Source organism: Lactobacillus sp. Sy-1 (assembly GCF_019303535.1).
GTDB lineage: Bacteria > Bacillota > Bacilli > Lactobacillales > Lactobacillaceae > Nicoliella.
In genome coordinates this window covers 603,527-624,560 of the sequence record NZ_JACCIU010000001.1, presented here as the reverse complement: position 1 = coordinate 624,560, position 21,034 = coordinate 603,527, and the positions used below count along the sequence as shown (strand labels likewise).

The 21,034-nt window shown below is 42.6% G+C and carries 24 protein-coding genes; 7 read left to right on the top strand and 17 right to left on the bottom strand.

All coding sequences use genetic code 11. From position 1 onward, the window contains the following. Positions 1-3 precede the first annotated feature (3 nt). The gene (locus HZL42_RS02285; RefSeq protein WP_219054093.1) at positions 4-1,197 is read right to left on the bottom strand and encodes a glycoside hydrolase family 3 protein; all 1,194 of its coding nucleotides are present in this window, start codon (positions 1,195-1,197) and stop codon (positions 4-6) included. Between the two features lie 117 nt (positions 1,198-1,314). Next, positions 1,315-2,931, bottom strand: a complete 1,617-nt coding sequence (locus tag HZL42_RS02280; protein WP_219282835.1) for a BCCT family transporter — start codon at positions 2,929-2,931, stop codon at positions 1,315-1,317. Positions 2,932-3,268: 337 nt separating this feature from the next. Between HZL42_RS02280 and HZL42_RS02275 the strand changes: the two genes are divergently transcribed. Further along, positions 3,269-4,015 carry an SDR family oxidoreductase gene (locus HZL42_RS02275; protein ID WP_219054092.1) on the top strand — a complete coding sequence of 249 codons (747 nt, stop codon included), beginning with the start codon at positions 3,269-3,271 and terminating at the stop codon, positions 4,013-4,015. On the opposite strand, the gene HZL42_RS02270 is transcribed toward HZL42_RS02275, so the two are convergent. Beyond that, positions 4,012-4,374 (bottom strand): MerR family transcriptional regulator, encoded by a 363-nt coding sequence (locus HZL42_RS02270; RefSeq protein ID WP_219054091.1) that lies wholly within the window; start codon positions 4,372-4,374, stop codon positions 4,012-4,014. The two genes, HZL42_RS02275 and HZL42_RS02270, sit on opposite strands and share 4 nt — an antisense overlap. A gap of 25 nt (positions 4,375-4,399) precedes the next feature. Continuing rightward, complete coding sequence (locus HZL42_RS02265) at positions 4,400-4,945, bottom strand: TetR/AcrR family transcriptional regulator (RefSeq protein ID WP_219054090.1); 546 nt, start codon at positions 4,943-4,945, stop codon at positions 4,400-4,402. 112 nt (positions 4,946-5,057) lie between these two features. Between HZL42_RS02265 and HZL42_RS02260 the strand changes: the two genes are divergently transcribed. Beyond that, positions 5,058-5,702, top strand: coding sequence for an HXXEE domain-containing protein (locus HZL42_RS02260; RefSeq protein WP_219054089.1), 645 nt, complete (start codon positions 5,058-5,060; stop codon positions 5,700-5,702). Between the two features lie 141 nt (positions 5,703-5,843). Here HZL42_RS02260 and HZL42_RS02255 read toward each other — a convergent pair whose 3' ends face one another. Next, positions 5,844-7,076, bottom strand: coding sequence for an MFS transporter (locus tag HZL42_RS02255; protein WP_219054088.1), 1,233 nt, complete (start codon positions 7,074-7,076; stop codon positions 5,844-5,846). A 147-nt stretch (positions 7,077-7,223) separates the two neighbouring features. Between HZL42_RS02255 and HZL42_RS02250 the strand changes: the two genes are divergently transcribed. Continuing rightward, complete coding sequence (locus tag HZL42_RS02250) at positions 7,224-7,724, top strand: hypothetical protein (protein ID WP_219054087.1); 501 nt, start codon at positions 7,224-7,226, stop codon at positions 7,722-7,724. 97 nt (positions 7,725-7,821) lie between these two features. On the opposite strand, the gene HZL42_RS02245 is transcribed toward HZL42_RS02250, so the two are convergent. The 3 genes from HZL42_RS02245 to HZL42_RS02235 all read right to left on the bottom strand — a co-directional run bounded on the left by HZL42_RS02245 (position 7,822) and on the right by HZL42_RS02235 (position 10,849). Continuing rightward, positions 7,822-9,189: an MFS transporter gene (locus HZL42_RS02245; protein WP_219054086.1), complete on the bottom strand. Its 1,368-nt coding sequence runs from the start codon at positions 9,187-9,189 to the stop codon at positions 7,822-7,824. A 142-nt stretch (positions 9,190-9,331) separates the two neighbouring features. Then, positions 9,332-9,886 (bottom strand): sugar O-acetyltransferase, encoded by a 555-nt coding sequence (locus HZL42_RS02240; protein ID WP_370629289.1) that lies wholly within the window; start codon positions 9,884-9,886, stop codon positions 9,332-9,334. Positions 9,887-9,919: 33 nt separating this feature from the next. Next, positions 9,920-10,849, bottom strand: a complete 930-nt coding sequence (locus tag HZL42_RS02235; RefSeq protein ID WP_219054084.1) for a ribonuclease H family protein — start codon at positions 10,847-10,849, stop codon at positions 9,920-9,922. 78 nt (positions 10,850-10,927) lie between these two features. Here HZL42_RS02235 and HZL42_RS02230 point away from each other — a divergent pair, with 78 nt between their 5' ends. Next, positions 10,928-11,359, top strand: coding sequence for a hypothetical protein (locus HZL42_RS02230; protein ID WP_219054083.1), 432 nt, complete (start codon positions 10,928-10,930; stop codon positions 11,357-11,359). Between the two features lie 45 nt (positions 11,360-11,404). On the opposite strand, the gene HZL42_RS08960 is transcribed toward HZL42_RS02230, so the two are convergent. The 3 genes from HZL42_RS08960 to HZL42_RS02220 all read right to left on the bottom strand — a co-directional run bounded on the left by HZL42_RS08960 (position 11,405) and on the right by HZL42_RS02220 (position 12,536). Then, entirely contained in the window at positions 11,405-11,527 is a 123-nt protein-coding gene (locus HZL42_RS08960) for a hypothetical protein (protein WP_255552537.1), read from the bottom strand. Between the two features lie 125 nt (positions 11,528-11,652). Continuing rightward, positions 11,653-11,829 carry a hypothetical protein gene (locus tag HZL42_RS02225; RefSeq protein WP_219054082.1) on the bottom strand — a complete coding sequence of 59 codons (177 nt, stop codon included), beginning with the start codon at positions 11,827-11,829 and terminating at the stop codon, positions 11,653-11,655. Then, positions 11,829-12,536 (bottom strand): NAD(P)H-dependent oxidoreductase, encoded by a 708-nt coding sequence (locus HZL42_RS02220; protein ID WP_219054081.1) that lies wholly within the window; start codon positions 12,534-12,536, stop codon positions 11,829-11,831. The genes HZL42_RS02225 and HZL42_RS02220 overlap by 1 nt, the downstream gene beginning before the upstream one ends. Before the next feature lie 221 nt (positions 12,537-12,757). Here HZL42_RS02220 and HZL42_RS02215 point away from each other — a divergent pair, with 221 nt between their 5' ends. Next, positions 12,758-12,961: a cold-shock protein gene (locus tag HZL42_RS02215; RefSeq protein WP_219054080.1), complete on the top strand. Its 204-nt coding sequence runs from the start codon at positions 12,758-12,760 to the stop codon at positions 12,959-12,961. A 58-nt stretch (positions 12,962-13,019) separates the two neighbouring features. Here the strand turns inward: HZL42_RS02215 and HZL42_RS02210 are convergent, their stop codons facing one another. After that, positions 13,020-13,541 carry a TetR/AcrR family transcriptional regulator gene (locus HZL42_RS02210; RefSeq protein ID WP_219054079.1) on the bottom strand — a complete coding sequence of 174 codons (522 nt, stop codon included), beginning with the start codon at positions 13,539-13,541 and terminating at the stop codon, positions 13,020-13,022. A gap of 152 nt (positions 13,542-13,693) precedes the next feature. On the opposite strand from HZL42_RS02210, the gene HZL42_RS02205 reads away from it, so the two are divergent. Next, positions 13,694-13,906, top strand: coding sequence for a hypothetical protein (locus HZL42_RS02205; RefSeq protein ID WP_219054078.1), 213 nt, complete (start codon positions 13,694-13,696; stop codon positions 13,904-13,906). A 48-nt stretch (positions 13,907-13,954) separates the two neighbouring features. On the opposite strand, the gene HZL42_RS02200 is transcribed toward HZL42_RS02205, so the two are convergent. Continuing rightward, complete coding sequence (locus HZL42_RS02200) at positions 13,955-14,269, bottom strand: hypothetical protein (protein ID WP_219054077.1); 315 nt, start codon at positions 14,267-14,269, stop codon at positions 13,955-13,957. A gap of 99 nt (positions 14,270-14,368) precedes the next feature. Here HZL42_RS02200 and HZL42_RS09060 point away from each other — a divergent pair, with 99 nt between their 5' ends. Next, positions 14,369-14,437 (top strand): hypothetical protein, encoded by a 69-nt coding sequence (locus HZL42_RS09060; RefSeq protein WP_219282834.1) that lies wholly within the window; start codon positions 14,369-14,371, stop codon positions 14,435-14,437. A gap of 1,743 nt (positions 14,438-16,180) precedes the next feature. On the opposite strand, the gene HZL42_RS02190 is transcribed toward HZL42_RS09060, so the two are convergent. The 4 genes from HZL42_RS02190 to HZL42_RS02175 all read right to left on the bottom strand — a co-directional run bounded on the left by HZL42_RS02190 (position 16,181) and on the right by HZL42_RS02175 (position 20,950). Then, entirely contained in the window at positions 16,181-17,164 is a 984-nt protein-coding gene (locus HZL42_RS02190; protein ID WP_219054076.1) for a DMT family transporter, read from the bottom strand. Between the two features lie 150 nt (positions 17,165-17,314). Then, positions 17,315-18,310, bottom strand: coding sequence for a DMT family transporter (locus HZL42_RS02185; RefSeq protein WP_219054075.1), 996 nt, complete (start codon positions 18,308-18,310; stop codon positions 17,315-17,317). Between the two features lie 81 nt (positions 18,311-18,391). After that, entirely contained in the window at positions 18,392-19,780 is a 1,389-nt protein-coding gene (locus HZL42_RS02180) for an APC family permease (RefSeq protein WP_219054074.1), read from the bottom strand. A 267-nt stretch (positions 19,781-20,047) separates the two neighbouring features. Further along, entirely contained in the window at positions 20,048-20,950 is a 903-nt protein-coding gene (locus tag HZL42_RS02175) for a DMT family transporter (protein WP_219282833.1), read from the bottom strand. Between the last annotated feature and the right edge of the window lie 84 nt (positions 20,951-21,034).

Genomic DNA, 21,034 nt, shown 5'->3' with positions numbered 1-21,034 from the left:
AAACTACTTGTAAATCCCAATCTTTTGTTTCATTTCCAGGATTCTACGGACCGATGCGTCCACCTGCTTGATTGAAATTTGCTTATTTTTAATTGCCCGTTTCAAGGCTGGAATTCCGCTCCGGTAGTTACTAGACATCAACATGTCGTTCCCAGCCTTAAATGCCAACACATCGGCATTAATGTGATGGGCCCGGGCATATTGCGTGACCGCACCCATCTGGAGACTATCGGTAACGATTACCCCGCGATAACCAAGGTCGGAACGAAGGAGTTTAACCACCTTCTTGGATAGTGAAGCTGGTCTGTGGCTATCAATTCGTTTTAATACAATGTGGGTAACCATGATTGAATCAGCACCGGCAGTAATTCCGGCTTTGAAAGGAAGGAAGTCAACCCGCTTTAAGTTCGCAAGCGAGCGGTTGGTAGTGGCCCCGCCAACATGGGTGTCAGCGGCAGACCCGTAACCAGGGAAGTGCTTAAGAGTGGCGGCAACCCCTTGGCCTTGAATGGCAGGTACTACTGCCTTAACGTAACTAGCGGTCTTTCCTGCACTCTTCCCAAATGTCCGAGCGTAAATAAAACTACTCTTATTTGCTGAAACATCGACGTCGGGCGCATAGTTCCAGTTAATCCCAAGCGCCTTTAAATCACGAGCAGCGCGCTTGGCCTGGGCAACAACGTTTTTCATCCCACCACTGTGGTAGGCCGCTTGGGGAGATGGATAGTAGGTCGAACCAGAAATCGCCCGGCTAATGCTTAAGCGGGAGACAGTCCCGCCCTCTTGGTCGGTTCCGATCATTAACGGCACCTTAGCACTCTTTTGCATTCCCTTGATGTGGTTTTTAAACGAACTGCGGCTTCCAGTAAAGTCCTCACTTCCTAGAATTACCCCACCTAAGTGGTAATTTTTAACTGCTGAATTGGCTGCAGCGTCGCCCCTAGCAACATCAGCAACGTAAAGTTGCCCTAGTTTTTCAGAAAGCGACATTTTATCAATTGTCTTTTGAATCTTATCTTCAGAATGGTGATTAGGCTTAGCATTACTGGTGGCCTTAGTCGGCTTATTAGACTGCTTGGGATTGATAAGCGTAATCGCAGCGGTAACAGAACGAACTGGTTCAAATTTTGTAGCAACTAACCCCAGTCCAGCGACAATTAGCCCCCCAGTAATTAATCTAACTAAGTATTTCTTCATCATTTCAACCTCCAACGGCAATTATTTTTATGTAGCAATATTAGTATATATTAATTTTTTATTAAGTACAAAAAAACATCGGAAATTTTTCCGATGTTTAAAATATATTGATATTAATTATTGATCATCATGATGATCATCTGGCGACAGAATCAGATCACCATCAACAGCATTCCGCCGTTCTACGGTGATTTTCTTCCGCCGAATCCGGTTTTGGCGCCGAACCTCACGCCATTCAGACCGTTTTACCTTGATTGTTTTAATCGATTCATCATTTCTGAGCATCTTCCAAATTGAGTATAGAATGAATGGAACCACAAACATTAGTGGGAACCCAGCTAACGTACAGAAGGTTTGAATCGTTTCAAAACCACCCACCATTACTAAACTGAACGAGAAGATAATGAAGATAACCACCCAGGTCATCCGATTGGCCCGGCTTGGTTGTTCCCCCCGCGCTAATGGTAGACTGGTGAACGAAGAGAGCACGTAGGCCGACGATGAAATCGTGGTTGCCAGGAAGATAAAACATGAAATACAGTAAAGGGCGAACATGACAAATTTCAGTGGTAAAGTTGAAAGAACCGCTGCAATCACGGCTGATTGACCCTGGGTACTGAGGATGTGAATTAGATCAACGGTCCCCGTCTTTTGCAGCCACAGTGAGTAGCCCCCCAAGATGGCGTAAAAACTCATACAACCCAGCGCCCCGTAGGTCAGCATTCCAATCACGATTTGGCGAATCGTCCGTCCCCGTGAAATCCGAGCAATGAACAAGCCCATAAATGGCATGTAGGATAACCACCAACCCCAATAGAAAATCGTTTCTTGTTGGGTGGTATCCGCCCGGCCGTTCGGAATCGTATTGGTACTTAGCGGAATAAATTTTTGAATTAGGAGTCCAATACTATTCGTTTCCGAATTCAAAATATACACCGTTGGCCCAATTGCTAATACAATTGCTAAGAAAATCAGTGCGGTCCAAATATGCATGTTACTAAGTTTATCAATTCCACCCTTTAGGCCCTTAAAGACCGTAAAGGTAAAAATCATAAATAAAATAATGAACAAAACTAACTTAAGTAGCAGGTTATCAGGAATTCCAGTTAATGAGCTTAACACCTTGGAAATAATTGGAATTTCTAGTCCCACTGAAGCACCAACTCCACCCATGATTCCTAGGACCACTAAGATGTTAACAACCGTCTTCAAGACGCTTTGCCAGGGCTTATCCCCGTTTAACATCACGATTGAATCACTTAATGACTGCACCTTTAACTTCTTAACGTATAGAATATAGCCAATTGCAATCGTTGGCGCAGCGAACATCATCCATGCCATTGGACCCCAATTATACTGCCCTAACATATGGGCCAGTCCATACGCCTCTTCGGAATAGGGCTTTGCACCAAATGGCGGGTCCTGTAAGTACCGCAGTGGATCGACCATACTAAGCATTAGGATACTGGCATCAATGGCGGTAGCAAAGACCATTGCGCCCCACTGAAAATTACCGTAGGCCGGCTTTTCATCCTTGTCACCGAGTTTGATGCCCCCGTACTTACTTAGAATAATGAAGACAAAAAAGACGAAATTAATTACATAAATCCACATGTAGCCCCAGCCCATTTCACCAGAAACCCATGCTAAGATTGAATTTAATACGCCCCGAATCGAAGATCCACCAATCATTAATAATGCTGAAACGCAGATAAATAAAATGACCGTCGGAATAAAAATAACCTTATTGATCTTTTTATTTTTAAAAATAAAAAATCCTCCTCAAAAATTAAAAATGCAGCCCCATTAAAGGGTCAACATAGTAAAATTTGAAACTAAACAGCTCGCCACAAGCGATATGTAAATATTCGTAACCGTCAATGGTGGGTTGAAAATGACTATCAAATTTTAGGTTTTCATTTTCTATAATTTATTATAGAACAATTGTGAATGAATATAAAATATATACGCATCCCCATTTAGTCGTTCAAAAATTAATTTATCGTTTTTGCTTGCCTTGGTGTGCACCCGAAGGCATATCATTTAATCATTCAATAAAGGAGTGGTTATTTTGCAAACAAACCCAAAGACAATCGTCATTACTGGAGCATCATCTGGAATTGGTGCCGCAACTGCTAAACAGTTAGTTAGCCAGGGCAACCGCATCGTTCTAGCAGCCCGGAACAACCAAAAACTGACCGCAATTAGCAACCAATTTACGGAAGAACAACAAAACAACACGCTTGTCGTTGCAACCGACGTTGTCAATGCAGACGCAGTTGCCAAACTGGCTGCCCAAACAATTGAGCGGTTCGGCCGCATCGACGTTTGGATCAACGGGGCTGGAATCATGCCTCAATCCACCTTCATCGAGGGTCGCATCGATGATTGGAACCACATGATCGACGTCAACATTCGCGGGACGCTAAACGGAATCCATAGCGCCCTTCCAATCATGCGCGACCAAAAGGCCGGTCAGTTCATCAACATTGCATCGGTAGCTGCCCATGATACCCATCCCGGTGGCGGAGTTTACAGTGCCACCAAAGCAGCCGTCTGGATGATTAGCGAAGCCCTGCGACAAGAAGAGGCGGTTGCTAAAAGTAACGTCCGCGTTACCGTTGTGTCACCGGGGGCCGTTAATACCGGATTATTGAATAGCGTCACCGACGCCAACACTAAAAAGGCCATGGAGTCATACTACGATAACTACGCAATCGCACCGGAAAGAATTGCCCAGGCAATTACCGACACGATCAATTTACCAGCTGATTCTGCCATTAACGAAGTGGTAATCAGACCCACTAGTCAGGTTTAATCGTACTTTTTGATAATTTGATTATAGTTATCGATTTTATAGTTTAAATACTGGAGCGCCGTTTCCATCTCATTCATTTTATTTATAATCAGCTGTTGCTGTTCAACTAAGATGTCCCGTTTATTTTCATTCGTGGCATCTTTTTGATTGAATAGCGCGACGTATTTGACCAGGTGGTTGATATCCATCCCCGCATTCCGCATACACTTTATAAATTTAATCCAATTTTGGGCCCGTTCGTTATACACTCGATAGCCGTGTTGATCCCGCTCAACATACCGAAGGAGCTTAATTTGCTCCCAATAGCGCAGGGCATCGGCGGATACGCCGTATTTATTACTAGCTTCTGAAATATTCATTGTTTAAGTCCCCCCTGTTAATAAACTACATTACATCAATCAAATGCTGCCCAATCGCTTGAGCAATCGATCGCATTTCATTTGGCGATTGCTTTGCATCGTTTTGGAGCCAGTCCAATAGCAAATTCCCAATCCCACCAATTGAAAATGAATAAACATACTTGCGTTGCTTTAAATTAAATTGCGAAAGTAGACTTTCACCCATGTGACTTCTCAAATTGGCCAATAGTAGGTAAGTCAATTGATTGCGATATAAAGCTAGTAAAAACTGCTTATGCTGTTCGCTGTATTCAAAAAAGATTGTCACCATCTCGGGAAAACTAACGGGGCGGTCATCCCGGAGCGTTTTCAACAATCCCAAGTTATAATGATCTAATTGAATCTTCAATACATCATCAATACTAGTAAAGTGCCGATAAAACGTTCTAGTGGATAGTCCCGCTCGTTCAGCAAGGCCCTTGATTGTAATTTGTTGGTATTGCTTTCGTTCTAAAAGTTGAACCAAACTCTCCACAAACCAATCTATTGTTTGATTAACTTGGCGTTGTCTTTTAATCGATTTATCTGTCATATTATCGCTTTCTTTGTGCCACATACGTCCATCCCTATTCATTTTTAAATTAATGATTAGTATAATAGATTTGATTAAAAGTCACAAATATGACATTTAGGGAGTGAAATTAATGTTCGTTAAAAATTGGCACCGCTTTGGGGCCGTTTTACTAATTTTAATCGGTGGGTACTTATTGCTTGCTAAGCCAGCTATTAATCAGGTTCAATTCCTATTAATATTAAACCTTCTAGCGTTGTTCGCCCATCAAGTTGAGGAATATGAGCTTCCAGGGGGCGCACCACTAATTATTAATCGAGTCGTATATAATGAAACCAATCTTGCGGATCACTATCCGGGAAATAGCCTTTCGATTATGGTGGTAAACGTAAGCGCATGGTTTATCTATTTAATTGCCATCATGCTTCCTAGTTGGCACTGGCTCGGATTGGGAGTAATCCTCTTTAGCCTCTTCCAAATTCTGGGACACGTTTTCCAAATGAATATCAAGCTTAAGACTTGGTATAATCCAGGAATGTTCACCACGATTGTACTATTTCTACCACTTGGCATTGTTTTCATCCATCAGTTAGCACAAATGAACGCCTTGAACTGGTCAACATGGTTGTTCAGTGTGTTAACACTATTAGGATGCATTATTACCAGCATCATTTTGCCAGTCCAGTCAATGAAAAATAAGGATACGAAGTATGTTATCAGTCCTTGGCAGGTAAATCGATACCATCAAGTAGTTAACTTTTGTAAGATTAAAAAATAATGGATGAGGGATCAATAATTAAATGAAAGCATGGTGCGATTAATTAGCACTTGCTTTTTTTGCTTTATTGTAAATAAATCAAAAAGACACCCATCTTCTGGATGTCTTTGGTAATTAATCTACAAATGGATTGTCTGATTTTTATTGATGAATCGTGTATTTATTTCTTTTATTTGAAACGTTTGGCGTGTGACTAATAATTTGGAAAATGATCAGGATAATCATTAGCGCAATAATCAGCGCCCCAAATAGTCCAATTCCGGGCATTTCACCCTTAAATGGCGAAACACTGCCCAGCGCCGAAATCACGGTTGGTGAAACGGCAGTTCCAATGTTACACCCCACCAACAAAACTGAGTTGGCGAGGGCATTGGAGCCCTTAGGAGCGGCCACTTCCATTAAGTTGAAGAGGTAGTTACCAGCCAATGGAAAGGCACACCCGATTACCATTACCGAAACGATGAGCATTGGAAAAGTGTGAGCGCCATTCATTAGTAACATCCCAATTGATAAGAACAACATTCCGGCTGAAAAGACGAACCGCTTGATCAATTTAAAAATTTTACCGAACAAAAAGCCCATCACCATGCTGGTTAACGTGAAAATTGTAATCACAAAACTAGCATCGGTGGCGGTTCCCATCTTAGCGTTAACGACGATTGAAGGAGTCAAAATGCTGACGGCCGCCATCCCCATGGTTAGTAAACAACAAATCACTCCGGCAGCAATCACCTTAAAGTTAACCCGCTGCTTTGCGCTATCCTGGGGGTTCGCTTGATTAACTTGAACGTTTGAATTATCAGTAAACGGTGGAACGATAAACCAAAACAACGCTAGAACGGCAAAGATAACGATGTATGCCAAAAATGAAAATTGCCAACTAATGTTCAGCAATAGTCCAATTGCTATGTTCATGATACAAAGGCCGACTTGTTCGAACGAACTCCGGTTCCCTAGCATTTGGGAACGGTCCGCACCATCATAAAATAAGTTCACCATCGTGATTGCTAACGAATTCAAAAGTCCAATTCCAATCCCAAAAACGGCCCGTGAAACTAAAATGACCCATAGATTCGGGATAAACGCTGGAATCACACCAGAAATTCCCATAATCAACAATCCCAAGCCAATGCAATTCTTCATCCCTAACTTTCTCGAAATGGACGCTGAAAACAAAAGCACAATGAATGCTGGGACTTGTTGAATCGTGGCAACGGTGTTTACTAACGAAACTGGATAATTAGAAAACGTTTTTGCCATTGCCGGCAACGCCGGTGAGATTGCGGTCCCAATGGTAATTACCAGTGATACTGCTAAAATTGAAAAACGGTGGAACAGGGTTTTAGAATCCCAACTATTTGAATTACTGCTCATATACAATCACCTTCCAATTTGATTCATAAAGGATGTTAATGTGTATTATACGCCCATTTTGTGAAGTATGATTTAATTAAATCGCACCATGCCCTCCGCTAATGTTATACTGTTAGTATCATATTAACATTAGAGGAGGCATTTCAAATGAAGAAGCTTACTAAATTAATTTGCCCATTCATCGCTGTAATCTTGCTGGGAAGTGCCAGTGCTAAAAGCACTAGCATCAAGGGTGCGCCCCAAGTGCTTAAAGGAACCTGGGTAACCAAGGCCGTTAAGGCAGAACCGATAGTCGAAGATGCGATTTATCAAAAAAACATCCTGTTTGTTACTAATCGTTCAATTGATGAAGCCGGTTTATTTTACAAGACGAAAACTAAGCCTGCTAAACCATTCAACAGTGCTGGTGGCGCAATCAATAGCGGTTTAAAGTACACTAAGCATGGTAAGACTTACTACCTTAGCACCCGTGAAGGTAAAATTCGCTACCACTACAAAGTAAAAATGATCAACCAGAAACAAATGAAGGTTTACTTCGGTAACAGCTACACCAAGAAGCAGCCTAAGAAGTGGGAATCCAGCGGTAAGTATTATAAGCAATCAACCAAGATCGTTACCTTCACGACTAAGTATCAATTTAAATATTAAAAATAAAGCGGCAGAATGTTCATTAATGGTAAACGTTCTGCCACTTTTTGTTTATTTTAACAAAAAAGAGCCGTCCGCAGACGACTCTTTTTACATCCTATTCCTTTGTCGATGCAACCACTACGAATTGAATCACACTAATCAACAACAAGAAGAGCAACGCGAACGTATACCCCAGGATTCCGTTACCAGAACCCAATGCTGAGACCTTAGTGATAATCGTTGCTACGATTACCGTTCCAATCGCTCCCGCAAATTGTTGAACGGTCGTAATAATTGCATTACCATCGGCCTGTAGTTCACCCGATAGGTAACTTAGGCCCTTGGTCATGATGTTTCCGTAGGCTAAGCCCACCCCAAGCATGATCAGAGTGTAGAAAATGGTAATCAACAGGTTGCCTAAGTGGCTAGCAAAAATACTCAAAATCAACAATGAGCCGGCCATGATTGCAATCCCGCTTAGGATTGGCTTCTTCGCCCCGAAGCGATCCAGTAACGCACCGGAGAATGGCGAGACGATTGCCCCTAAGACGGCCCCCGGCAATAGCAATAACCCAGCCACACTGGAACTACTGTGGTTAATTAGTTGGACGTAATTTGGAATTACAAATGCTAGTCCTAAGATGATGAGCTGGTTAATGAAAAATGCTCCCACATATTTAGCATAGGCGGTGTTCTTTAAGATATGCACCCGCAGTAGTGGTTGGTCAGAATGATTTTGCACCCGTACGAATGTAAATAGTGCGACCAACCCAATTAGAATCGGAATAATCACCATTGGATTCCAGAAGCTACTGGTACTAATGGTGTCAATCCCAATGATTAACCCTGCGAAAGTGGCTACGATTAGCAAGAAACTCTTTAGATCAAAGCGTTCCGCAACGAGCTCGTTCTTCCGTAAGTGGGGAATTGAGAAAATCCCCATCAATAATGAAATCAATAGTACTGGCATTAAAATAATAAAAATAAACCGCCAGCCAAGCGTATTAACAATAATTCCACCAAAGGTTGGGCCGACCGCAGAAGCAGCCGCGGTAATCAAGGAGCCAAAGCCCATCATCACCCCCAATCTTTCTTGCGGCACGTTTTCCAGAATAATGTTGAACATTAGTGGCAACGCAATTCCAGTCCCAAGACCTTGAATCACCCGCCCCAATAGCAGGAAGATAAACGATGGTGCAAACGCATCCACCACTAATCCCACTAGGAACAATAAGTTGGCGACAATAAACAGCGAACTCATTTTAAAGCGCGCCTTCAAGAACCGCGAAAGTGGAATGATGCTCGATAGGACCAGTAGGTAAATCGTGGTCATCCACTGCACGACACTGAGGCCGATACCAAATTCCTTGATCAACGTGGGGAACGTAATGTTCATCGATGTCTCCACCGTAACCCCACTAAACGTCATAACTCCTGATGCAATAATTGCTAATAAAACACTTGATGATATTTTCTTTTCCATTAAATAATCATTGTATTTCGTCTCCTTATAAATTTTACTTAACTAAAAGTAAGTACTTTTAAAAGTATATAAAAAACTTTGACCCGCTGTCAACCAAAAAATGATTTTAACCATTCTGGCTAAAATCATTTTAAATTAGAATCTAATCAACGGTCTTAATCACGTGCGCTGGATTCCCAACGATGACCACGTTATCGCCAAACGATTTAGTCACTACCGAGCCAGCGCCAACAACGACGTTATTGCCTAACGTCACTCCGGGCAAGATGGTCACGTGGCCACCAAGCCACACGTTATTGCCAATCGTAATCGGAGCCCCCATTTCAACGTCGTTTTTACGTTGCACTGGATCAATTGGGTGCACTGGTGTGTACAACCCACAGTCAGGGCCAAAGTAACAATTATCACCAATCGTAATTGGGCAGGTATCCAACAGCGTTAAGTGGTAATTAGCGTAGAAGTCATTGCCGACATGGATGTTAAAGCCATAGTCAAACGCAATGCCATTTTCTACGAATAAATGATCGCCGCTATCGCCCAAAAGTGGTTTTAGCTGCTTGTTAAATTCCTGATTGTCATAAATCTGGTTCAAAGCACCCAATGCCTTGCGCATCTTTGTTCGTTGAGCCTGTAATTCTGGATCGAACTGGTCATAATTTTCTCCAGCCGTCATTTTTTCACGTTCAGTTGTCATGATTCCACCATCCTTATCATCCCCATGATAGCACTTCTATTCATCAGTATCATCAAAGAGGTTCAACTGTTTGAGTGAATTCTTGATGTTATCAACGGATTCGTTAGTTGAAACGGAATGGTCAGGAGCGGGATGCCCGTCTGGTTGCTTGTTTTGGTCCTCATGTGCACTACTACCGTTCAAGATTCCGTCAATATTGGATAGCGCTTGCTTTTTAACATTTTCGTCAGCTGGGGTGACTGGTCGTTCGGGAACCGGCTTAGCGATTCTAATCGTGCCAGATTGACCCATCCTATCCATTGCCTTATTTAATTGATGATCAACGAACTCGTTTCCCTGATTATCGGCATGGCCCTTCGTCCAATGGAACCGCAGGTCGGTAAAGCGGCCTAGCAGTTGGTCAACCTGCTTCCATAGTGCATCATTTTTTACTGGTTGCCCGTTACTGGTTTTCCAACCCCGTCGTTTCCAACCAGCCAACCAGTGCTTTGTAATCGTATCTAAAACGTACTTGGAGTCAGCCACCACGTCGATTGCATCCCCATTCAAACCATGCTGATCAAGGTAGGTCAACCCGTTTAACAGCGCCATAATCTCCATTCGGTTATTGGTCGCTCCCAACTCACCGTCCGCGGCACTCTGCTTAGTCCCATCAGGCCTGATGATCAAGTAAGCCCAGGCAGCCTTGTCAGTGGTTTGCACGTGCTTACCCTTTTTGTTCCCGTGATTTCTAGATCCTCCATCGGTGTACATCACGATGGCATCGTTACGGAGGGGCTGAGTCGGGGGCGCTTGTCGAGTGGAACCAGGATTCGCCCCATTTACAAATGCGACCGCGTCTGCTCGGTTGATGAAACTCTTGAAGCGAGCATTCGGATAACTGGCAATTTGTTTTTGACATTCTGGCCAGCTATCATAAATTCCCGGTTTCCGTCCAATTCGAACTGCGTAGTATTTATGAGCCATAATATCGCCTCCAATAAGGGTTTCGACTTTGATTTTAAGCCATTTTGTGAGAAAATAAAATTAAAAGGAGATTTTGTGATGACTAAGTTAAATACAACATTAATCACCGTTCAAGATGCCTGGGCAATGCTTAAGGATAAAAAAAGTCAGCGAAATGAACGTTTTCCCCAATTTGAAAAAAATGGTAAATTCATCCTTCCTGACTACAAGCTTACCCGGAAGCGTGAAGCATTTAAAATCCGAAAGCGGACGTTCCTTAAGCGGCATGCCCGTTCGTATGTTGCTTTTGATTCAGATAATGGCCAAACCTTATGGTTACATAACTTTCCTAGCCTATCAGAAGCATTGTTCTGGTTAGACACTGGTCTTAAGACAAATGACATGGATAGTCATTCATCGTACCACCAATGGAAGAGCAACCATTTGGATGATATTAACGAATTTAAGGATGCCCTACGGAAAAAATCAAAGCACAAGCACATCCCTCAAGACCCAGCACCCGCTGAATAATCAATAACAAAAAAGCCCAGTATTTAATTATACTGGGCATTGTTATTATTTAGCAGGACTTTGCTTTAAGAATTTTTGTAATGCTGAAATTTCTTTGTTCTTCTTCTTGTCCTTCTTTTGGTTAACTGGACGACGGCCTTGAACACCGTTTGGATGACAAATACGCATAACTTTATCGCTCCTTTACTTTGTCTGTCTTATTCTTGAAATATACCATTTAATTATAATACAAAGTCGCCCCCAAAATCAAATCCAAAATTAAAAGCCAATTCGGCCGTTTTTGAATTTGTGATTTACCACTTATTGGGGCTCCAGACCCGCCCGTCTAGTTCATCATTTGCCTGTTGAATTCGCTTTGATTGTTCCGCTACGATTCGTTGGGCGCCTTCAAAGAGGCACCGGGTAGCAAAGTCACCCTCTACTTCCGCCAACTTTTGTAGTTGGTCAAAAAGCCATTCTTGATTATCCATTACTCATCATCCCCCCGCTTAATCATCGCAATTTGCTCCTTCAAACTAGCTAATTCAGATTGGTTATTTTCAATTTGATCGATCGTGAGGTTCAACAATAACTGCTGTTGCTCATCAATAGTCGCTGCCGCACGGGCGCGCAGCCTTTGAATCAACCACTCCTGTTGGCCTGTAAACGAGTCTGGCTGGGGATTATCAACGTAGTTTTGATAGTCAAATAACAGCCGCGCCTTTTGTTCGGGCGTCATGTAGTTAAACTGGTCGACCACGAACGGCGGCAAAAAACGCATCCCCGCCTGCTCGGCCAGGGCTTGAAACGGCTTCATTAATTCCGAAATGGTGAAGTGTTCCGAGCCCCCAGCCACGTAGTTCTTGGCGGCGGTGCCAAGCGTCGTAACAATGCCTAGCTGCTTTCCAGCAAGCATGCCATCTTGATCGTGGTAGGTGAAGTTACGGGTCAAAACGTCGTCTTCCCACTTCTTCAACAGCGCTGGAGAACTATACCAGTACAGCGGAAATTGAAAAATGATGCGCTCTACTTGCTTCAGGCGGTGCTGTTCTGCAGCCACGTCAATTTGATAGTTAGGATACACCAGGTCTAGTGGATGCCATTCAACGTTCGGCAGTGGCTTTGTTGCCGCCCGCAAAAACGACTGGGTTCCAGAGTCTTTCAGCTCTGGATGCGAAATAATTATTAGCGTCTTCAATTGATTGACGGCCCCCTTATGAAATCAATTAATATTCATATTTTACCCCAAAAAAGATGTGAGTTCATTGATTGACAATTATAAATAATTCTGCTATTATAATACCAATGTGTTACGTAGTTTCGAGTTTTTAAGGTTCTTGTTTTTCATAAAAAACTTCCTTAATCTGATTCAAGCTTAATGATACATGAAATTTTTTGATAAATGGAGGTTCTATTATTATGGAACAAGGTACTGTAAAATGGTTTAACGCTGACAAGGGATACGGATTTATTACTACTGACAATGGTGACGTTTTTGTTCACTACTCAGCAATCAACAAGGATGGCTTCAAGACCTTAGACGAAGGCGAAAAAGTTACTCTTGATGTTGAACAAGGTGACCGTGGCCCACAAGCTGCTAATGTTACTCCAGTTGAAGGCTAATCTTCAACCCAACTTAATTTAAAAACGGTGTGGATTTTATCCACACCGTTTTTTTGTGCTATTTTTTAAAATGCATGTACTTTGAAGCAAAGATCACTAATGACTCCACTGGTTCTTGCATTCCATCGTTAGTCCAAGTCACTAAAATTTCCGTTAAGCCTCCTGAAATCATCGACACCAAAAGTTTTGATGAATTTTCCCGAAATGATAGTACTCGCTGATCAATTAGTCCTCCGATGTAATAACGGAGGCGTTCCCTAATAATCACCGTTAGGTCGTTTTGGATTAAAAGCTCCATCACGTGCTGATCTTCCCTAATCAAGTTAAAGAAAATTGTTGCAATGTCGTAAAACGTTCGTGAATGACTAGAGGAAACTCGTTGAATGAACGTGGTAAATAAACCATCAAAGTGGTAGATTAATAGGTCCTTTTTATCGTGAAAGTTACGGTAATACGTCATCCGTGAAACCCCGGTTTCACTGCAAATTTCCTTCACGGTAATGTCTTGGTATTTCATACTATCCATTAATTTAATCATTCCAGCGACAATTTTGCGTTTCGTCGCTAACTTATCTCTCATCTTTATTAATCCACCACTTTTCCTTCTTCTGCAATATTATATTACAATTGGCTAAATTTCAAATTTTTGATTTTAATGAGCATTTGATAACCCTTTTTTGGAATAATGAATTATAATAATAGTTGAGTTTATATTGAAAGGGAGATTTTATTATGGCATTTGAAGAAGATACTACTTTAGATAGAAAAATGAGTGAAGTTTATGACTGGAGCGATTCTGATACCCCAGTTAGAGATGCATTGTGGGACTACTTTATGGAACACAATAACCATGACACTATCAAGACTTCTGATGAAATGGATAAGTATGAAGCCATGTCAGATGATGAAGTTAAGGCTAATGCTGAAAAGGTATTGAAGAAATAGTCATTCCTCCAACAACCCAATATTTTAACTCGTTGAAGCGCTTGGTTCTTATGAACCAAGTGCTTTTTTTGCGCTCTGCACTAGGTCGTCTGAAACAACTTCTGAAGTGAAGCGCTGGAGTGGTGTATATTCGTGCCGGTGATTAAAAGCCACTGGTTCATAGTCAATTACGGCCACCTTAAGATTGTTTTCCGTTAGGAAGATTTGGCCGATCTGTCTAAATTTACCATTCGTGTGTTTTCCAGTCCGCCAGTCATGCAGTTTAAAACTACCATCAGCATCCCGCTTGATTTGATAGTTACCGGAGTTATCAGTTTCTACTGGCACCCCTACATACCGATTTACTTTATATTTCCCCTTCATCTCGTCACCTCGTTTTCCTATATCATACCATGGACAAAACAGAAATAAAAAACGCTGGGCGGTTGCACCCCAACGTTTTCAATTTTAATTATCTTTTGAATTTTCGATAGATCAACGTCCCAATCAAACCGACGTAGGTTAATCCTTGAAGGGCTACTAACGCCTTGAACCAACGGCTTACTCGATAGCCAATCGTTAAGTGGTTCTTTCCCGGATGCGATTTCACAATTAACGCCCCAATCTTAGAAGTGCGGTAATCGGTGAACGTCTTCCCGTTTCTAGCTACCGTGGTGTGAGCATATTTAAAGACTGGGATCCGAATGTTTTGATCGTGATTCTTTGGATTAATCCAGGTCACCTTCAACCCATTCTTAGTAACGTGCTTCTTCACATGGTAGTGATTCTTCTTGATTGCCGTAATAGTATATGCATGGTACGGATGGAACGGAAAGTACTCATCAGGAGCCAGAGCCTTCTTAATTGGCAGGTAATCCGGCGTGGACTTAGTAACGTACTTCAACGTCGTCTTAAGATTTGTCGATTTAAGCGAATTCCGGAGCTTTTGCGTGCTCTTGGTGTGAAGCTTGAGGTTCGTCGGGTTATCAATTACCCGTTCGGCATGGTACGAAATCGTCCCCAAAATCACGGTTCCTTCAGCAATCCCAAAAATGCCCAGAAAGGCAAGGGTTGCTAGCGTCCAGCGGGCAACCTGCATTCCATGGCTCACTTCATGTGACAGGATAATTCCCACCATCAAGAAGAGCAGCGCAAACGATACCACGTAAAACCGTGCTGGCATCTGGATGTAATATGCAACTCCTGGCACGAACTTAGCAATCCAATTCCATGGGAAGAAGTATGATGACAGCCATAGAAATAGCATTGCATTCCCAAAAATCACCTTTGTATAAAGGCTGAGCTGCTTCCACTTAGCAATTACATAAATGGTCACTAGTAAGTACAGAATCGTATAAACCGGTAATAATACGTATGAATTCGTGTTAATTACGTTAAAAGCGTTTTCACTCATCACTAATTGTGGTGCGACTGGCAGCAAGGTATTAGACTTAAATAACTCTAGCATTGCGCCCCATACATTGGCAGTTAGTAATAGCGTTAGCCCAACGGCCTTAAATAAATCTACAACCAATGTTACACGGTGCTTGCTGTAGATAAAGGCAACTACAAAGAACGGAATCAACGCCGCCGCACAAATGATGCTGGTCATCAAATGCATTTGAATTACCAACGTCATTGCAATCGACAGCGGAATGACAGCGATTTTATCTTCGCGCATCATGCGGGTTCCCGCCAACATTACCAACGGAGTGAACATTGCCCCCAGACCCGTGAACTGCGTCCCGGAAACCCAAGAAAGCATTGGGGAGGACATTAGATACATTGCGCTAACTACCACTGCTGGCCAGGTAGTCACTCGATTGGCAACGGCAAGCCGATACATTAACCATCCAGCAATGGATAGGTATAACCAACTGGTCAGTAGTTGGAACTTAAACCAAGTCCCAGCAATCAGCAGTAACAGACCGTTAAAATAGGCAAATACTGGACCGTACAAGGCGTTAATGACCCGTCCCGTTTGTTGGTAACCAAAGAAGGATTGAAAGTAGTTATAATCCCCAGTTTTAATCTGCATCGCAGCATCATAGAAGCGGTTCATGTGGAAAATCGAGTCAATCCCAACGATGAACGATTTAGTAAGAATCTGTGGCAAAATTTCAACCAGTGCAACGATTGCAATGATCAAATACGGCCAAAGCCGGCGCCATTTTTGGTTAGCCATCTCAATAAAACTCCTTTAAATTTATAATTATACAAAAAAGGATTCGCACAGAATGCGAATATCCTTATTATAACTTAAAAATTGGTTTTAGAATTAAGATTGTGATAATTTTAATTTTTTCCAGCGGGCTGCCGATGGAAATATTGCAGAAGGTAAATCGCAATGATTACCAACCCGGCCCCAATTATTTCCATCAACTTAGGATGCAAACTAAAGAAGATGATACTTAGGATGAACGTCACCACCGGCTGCGTTGCATCTACTAAACTGACCACTTCAGATGTCGCGAATTTGGACGCGTGCAAAAGCGACAGGAACGGAAAAACGGTCCCCAGTAAAACGACTCCGGCAATTGCAATCAACGCCACGTTAATTCCGAATACGCTCATATTGGGTAATTTCGGGGCAGCGGCCCAAAACGGTGCATGGTTGCGGATGATAAAATCAGCGTTAAAGATGAGCCCCGCAATCAAGGTCCCCCAGCCCAGGACCACGATTGGTGGATTATCCTTTAATACCGGGCGTGGTAACACCACGTAAAAGGCAGCAGTGATTCCAGAGCCAATTCCCCACAGAAGCGAACTCAACGAAATCGATAGCTTTGAAAAATCACCCTGAGTAATTGCTAGAAACACCCCCACCAATGCAATTCCAAACACTAATAAATCGCTATTTAGTGGCCGTTTCCGCTGAAAGCAAATGCTCCCAATCACGATAAAAATTGGTGCCAGGTACTGCAAGATAGTTGATGCTGCGGCATTCCCTTCCTGGACACTAATGTAAAAGGTCAACAGGTTTGCCCCTAACCCAAAAATTCCGTAAGCCAGAAGCCACAAGAAGACCCTGCCGTTCCTAAATACGTTAAAAATTGCGCCCCGGTACATAATGGCCGCAAGAAATAACAAAATCACCCCAGAAGACAGCGTCCGCACGGAAAGAAACCATGGCGCCGGCATTGAAAATCCGGTCTTGGGATTGGAGATCAGCTGTAAGATGGTTCCCGAAACGCCCCATAGTGCTGATGCAAAAATCGCCCATAAAATTCCCTTCATTGGCGCTACTGTGCCTTCAGAGTGAGTTGATTGACTGTTCATTAATTTCACCCCAAAAATTGAATTTGACTAGTAAATAACATTCTAATTTTAGTGCAATCCCCGTAAATGTCAATCTATTTTGGATTTTCCGGAATCCGCCACACTAAAAAACGCCTTGAACCATAAGATTCAAAGCGTTTCGTTTTAAGGTTATTCCATTGGTGGTAAGTCTTCCACGTGGCGTCTGTGAATTTTTTGCAGCAGGTAAATCGAATAGATAACCAATGCCGCTCCAATACATTCAACTAAATCAAAAGGTACCCCTAATGATTGAATTAACGCGATTGGGATAATCGTACATAGCAAGCTTAGGATAAATGTCATTGCTGGTTCAACAGCATCAACGATACTAAGCACTTCTGATGAAGCAAACTTGAGACTGTAAATCATTGAAGAGAACGCCCCAATGGTCCCGACTAAGATTACTCCACCCAGCCCAACTAACACCATTGGACTTGCAGTCACTTGCTTTGGTGCCGCAATAAAGAATGGTGCGTGGTGAACTGCAATGTAGAAGATGTTGAATGGGATGCTGGCGATTAAAGTTCCCCAGCCCAGGACAACAAATGGTGAGTTTTCCCGCGAAAGTGGTTGGGGAACGGAGTAGTAGATGGCAGCTGAAACGGCTGAACCTAGTCCCCACAGAATTGAAACCAGCGGGATAGAAAGTTCGTTCAAGTCTCCCTTAGTCACCGAAAGCACGATTCCAACTAATGCGATAAAGAATACTAACACGTCGGATTTCAATGGCCGATGGCCCCGGAAGACGAATTTGTACAACACAATAAAAATTGGTGCCAAATACTGTAACAACGTCGCAGTCGGCGCATTTCCAGTCTGAATCGCCATGTAGAACGTCGACATATTAACGGCTAGCCCGAACAAACTGTAAATCAAAAGCAACATAATTGAACGCTTGTCCTTAAAGACCTTGAAGACGTCCTTTTTAACGTGGAACGCCCCGATGATCAATAACAATACTCCCGCAACGGAGGTTCTAGCGGAAATGAACCAGTCGACTGGGATGGCCCCGTTTTTTGCAACCATCTGCATTAGAATTCCAGAAAATGCCCAGAGCGTTGAAGCCATCGCTGACCAAAAAATCCCCCGGACCACATTCTCCTTCAACTGTGTCTTGTCTTGCATTTATTACACCTCAAATAGTAATTATATTAATCTCATTTGTGTATTGTACACGATAAAAATTAAATTTAAATGTGATAATTACTAATCTTTATTCAGGATACTGTGCCGAATTCCGTATGCGAAGTAAATGACCAACCCAATCACGAACCAAATCAATGCCGTATAGAAGGTATCCTTAGGTAGCTGGGTAGCAACTAAAATACTTAAGATTGCTGACAGGATTGGTAGGTATGGGTACAATGGCACCTTGAAGCCTTGGTTTGGAATGTCCTTACGTTTCCGCAATGGTAGGATTCCTAATGAAATCACGATAAAGGCAATCAACGTCCCGATGTTAACTAAACTAGCGAGCTTATCAAGGGAGATAAAGCCACTCATGAAGGCAATCACAACCGTTACGATTAACACACTATGGTGGGGAACGTTTTTGTTATTAACCTTGTGCAAGTGCTTTGGTAATAGTCCATCCCGGCCCATTGAGTAGAGCAATCTGGATCCACCGTAGATCATGGTAAGCATCATGGTAAACATCCCGGCTAACGCACCAACGGCGATGATTCCGGCCACAAAGTTTTGGTGCACCATTTGTAATGCAAATGAAACTGGATCCGCAACGTTTAGATCCTTGTAATGTACCATTCCAGTAAGGACTAGTGACACTAATACGTATAGAATCGTACAAATGAATAACGTTCCTAAAATCCCAATTGGCATGTTGCGCTTTGGATTCTTCACTTCGGAAGCTGCTGACGATACACAGTCAAACCCGAGGTAGGCAAAGAAGACTGCAGCGGCTCCATGAAAGACCCCGAAGGTTCCGAATGGCAGTAATGGGTTCCAATTGGCTGGCTTAACGAAGAAGGCCCCTACCACTAGGAATAGGACAATGATTAACACCTTGATGGCAACGATGATGTTATTGATTCGTGTCGAGGACTGGGTCCCCTTCGTTAAAATAAAGGCAATCAACAATACAATTAAAATCGCAAAGATATTTACATAGGTCCCCTTACTAGGGTCGTAAAATCCGCTCAACGCCTTTGGAATGTGAATTCCAAACCCGCCTAAAAAGGTCTGGAAGTACGCTGACCAACCGGTCGCAACGGCCGCCACCGACAGCGTGTATTCCAATACTAACGCCCAGCCTAATACCCAGCCAATGATTTCTCCGAAAACAACGTTTCCGTAGGAGTAAGCACTTCCGGCAACTGGGAGTGAGGATGAAAACTCAGCATAACACATGGCACTGAGTGAACAGACCAATGTGGCAATGATAAACGAAAAGATGATTCCTGGTCCGGCAGTAGTGGCCGCAACCGTCCCGGGTAGGATGAAAATCCCAGCTCCGATAACGGTTCCGACTCCCATCCCAATTAAGTCCCAGGATCCAAGGGTCCGCTTTAAATTACTATCCTTATCGATGTAATTATCGAGCGTTTCCTTTCTAAACATATTCGATAATAAACTCATGGTATTCCTCCTTAATAATAAACCTCGATAAAAAAAGCCATACTATTTCTAGTATGGCTTCTTCCCAACTAGAAAATCAGTTCGTTATTCTAGCTAGTGAAGATTGCGTGTCTAAGCAGGCTCTTCCCTCCTAACGAATAACATTAGCAGAACGAGAAGAACTTTCGATTAAATGAATTAACATTTAAAACTAATAAACACATAATACAATCTCCCAATCTGAATTTTAATTAGTATTATTTTAACCTATTTTTAATATAATTACAATTAATTTTTGGATTGTTTTGGATTGGGTAACGCCAAAACAAAGACGGTACTTAGGATCAACACCCCACCAATCATTTCTGGAAAATTAAAACTAGTGTTTAAAAATGCAATCGAACCAATCGTGGCTGACAGCGGCTCAAACGTATCTAACATCCCCGCCACCGTTGGTGAAACATACTTCAAACTAGTGGTGAAGCAGATGAAGGACACCATCGTTCCAAAGATGACGATGAACGCCACCCCAATGACCCCACCAACTGTAAAGCGGGGTGGGTCCACCCAAAACGGGTGCACGATTGTAAAAATAACGCCTCCAATCACCATTGCCCAACCGACAATCACCATCACATCGTAGCGCTTTAAGAGCCTCACCGGTAACATCGTTTGCAATGCTCCCGCTAAGGCTAGTAATAACCCCAACGTTAGTGCCCGGTCACTAATTGCCAGGTGGAATAAATCGCCCTTCGTTACCAATAGCCAGGTCCCGAGTAACGCTAAGATAACTGCCAACCATTCGTTCCTTGATGGCAGGTGGTGGTAAATCAGGGCGGTTAGAATCACGATCATAATCGTTCCCAGGCTTTGTAAAATGGTTGCCGTTCCAGAATTACTAGCACTCACCGTTACCAAGTAGAAGTATTGAACGGCAGCCAGCCCAAATAGTGCGTACACAATCAGTAAACTGGCGTCCTTGGGCGTTTTCCAGACCGTTAATAACGGTAGCTTTTTAACCCCCTTGGTAAATAACAGAATCAACACTCCGGCAATCGACATTTTAATCCCCATTAACCACTCCGGTGAGTAATTAGCATCCTGAAATAAAAATTGTGAAACTGGTCCTTGAATCCCCCAGCAAATCGCACCGATGATTGCTAGGATGGCACCAATCCCCTCACGTTTCACTTGCAACAAAATCGCTCCTTAATAAAATTCGTTAGTGTTTATTCAACCCACAAAAAAACGGGAAATAAATTCCCGTTTTTTGAT